1 protein-coding gene and 1 pseudogene are annotated in these 2,092 nt (G+C 40.7%); both read left to right on the top strand.

Annotated elements, in window-relative coordinates; genetic code table 11:
* Nucleotides 1–92: 92 nt before the first annotated feature.
* Nucleotides 93–1,517: an adenylate/guanylate cyclase domain-containing protein gene (locus ATH1_RS0117600; RefSeq protein ID WP_010422070.1), complete on the top strand. Its 1,425-nt coding sequence runs from the start codon at nucleotides 93–95 to the stop codon at nucleotides 1,515–1,517.
* Nucleotides 1,518–1,569: 52 nt separating this feature from the next.
* Nucleotides 1,570–2,092 (top strand): annotated as a pseudogene (locus tag ATH1_RS19935) (dipeptidyl-peptidase 3 family protein); the annotation flags it as partial.

Consider the following 2,092-nt stretch of genomic DNA (forward strand, 5'->3'; position numbering starts at 1 on the left):
TTGTTAATGAGGATACAAAAATTTAAAACAACAACGAGTTTGGCAACAAGGATGCTTTTTAGACCGGGCTCATAGAATATAAGTTTATTATCATGGACAACATAAATCAATATATTCAGCGAATTCAAAATCTTGCCAACCGTAATAAAGAACTAAATGCCCGGCTTCAGAATCTTGTTGGGCGGTATTCTCTCATTCAGAAACAGAATGAAAAATATAACGAACTTCTTGCACGCTTTTCAGACATCAGCGGGCCTGTTGCAAGCGACTTCCCAGAGAAAAAGACACAAAAAAAAGTCGAGCACCTGAAAACAGTGTCACTTTTATATATCTCAATCTGTGGATTTGAAGACCTCGCCAAAATGGATAGTCAGTCGGACCTCATTGATATTCTGGATGAAATATATATTACCATTGATAAAGTTGCCGAAGATTTCAAACTAACCAAAATTAAGAGTTTCGGAGATAATATTATTTATGCAGCAGGACTGTCTAATGAATACAGAACAAATCCAATAGACATTACAATGGCTTCTATACGCATGCACAGGGCCATCCTAAACATTTATCAACAACAAAAATCACAACCCTTCTGGAAAGTGAAAATGGGAATACATACTGGACCGGTTCTCTCTGTTGACCCCGGCAAACAATATACCCCTTATTCAATTAGCGGCGATAACGTCAATGTTGTTTGCCGGATTGGAGAAAGCTGTCCGCCGGGGCAAATAAACATGTCGGAAATGACCTATGAGCTGGTCAAAGAGTTTTTCAACGTCTCACATCTGGGGAGCATACCCGTAAAATACAAAGGTGCCATGAACATGTATCTGGTTAACGGGCTGACAGACGATCTTCATGTCGCGGATAATGTTTTCGAAAATAACGAAACTTTTGATGTTCGATACGGACAAATACAGTTCATGGATATTCAGGAGAATATATTAGACCTTCTTGAAAAAAACCTCCCTTCCAATTTGTATTATCACAATGTGAAACACACGGTCGATGTAATTACCGAAGTGGAACTTATCGGATGGGCCGAAGGACTCAGTGAAGAAGAGATTCTTATACTAAAAATTGCCGCTTTGTTTCATGATGCAGGCCATATAGTAGATTATCGCTATCATGAACACCAGGGCGTTTTAATGGCCCGCCAGATACTGCCCCGCTACAATATTCCCCAAAGCAGGATCGACACAATCTGCCGGCTGATCCTGGCGACCAAACTTCCGCCTCAACCAAAAGACAAACTGGAAGAGGTAATGTGCGATTCGGATCTGGACTATCTGGGACGTACCGACTTTATCCCGGTTTCAAACATGCTTTACAGAGAACTAAAGGAAAGGCAAATGGTGGATTCATGGCAGGAGTGGAATCAGATGCAGCTCGATTTTATCAAACAACATCAATACTTTACCAAAACAGCACAAAACCTGAGAGAAGTTAACAAACAGCAACAAATAGAACGACTCCGTCAACTGCTTAATGAAAACGAGGTAAAGGTGAAATATTAAAAAAAATCCCTACATTTGAGGTCGCATTGCACAACTCGTAAAAAACTCATCTATGAAACGGTTTCCCGCTTTTATTGCTGTTGTTATAATAATTGCCGCATGTCAACCAACCTCCAAAAAATACGAAGCCTCTGTTAAAGACATAAAAGACAGAGTTGAAGCTTACCAGTCATTCAGATTGACAACCGATCTGTCGGCATTATCCCCTTCTCAAAAAGAAATGCTTCCCCTGCTATTTGAAGTAGCTGACATCATGGATAATCTCTTTTGGCAACAGGCATGGGGCAATAAAGAGCAACTACTGGATAACATTAAGAATGACCATCTGAGGCGTTACGCCGAAATCAATTACGGTCCATGGGATCGGCTGCACGACAATGAGCCTTTTATCAAGGGTATTGGACAGAAACCTGCGGGAGCCCGGTTTTATCCCGAAGATATGTCAGTTAACGAGTTCCGGCAGTTATCGAACCTCGATAAAAACGGGCTTTACACTGTTATTGAACGCGATAACGAAGGAGATTTGACCGTTATACAGGATTATATATTCAGGCAGTACTCGACCAATACAAAAT

The sequence above is a fragment of the Anaerophaga thermohalophila DSM 12881 genome (genome assembly GCF_000191885.1).
GTDB lineage: Bacteria > Bacteroidota > Bacteroidia > Bacteroidales > Marinilabiliaceae > Anaerophaga > Anaerophaga thermohalophila.

Bases quoted from the DNA above. Each gene is read 5' to 3' on its own strand.
- ATH1_RS0117600 (WP_010422070.1), top strand. From the start codon at position 93: ATGGACAACATAAATCAATATATTCAGCGAATTCAAAATCTTGCCAAC.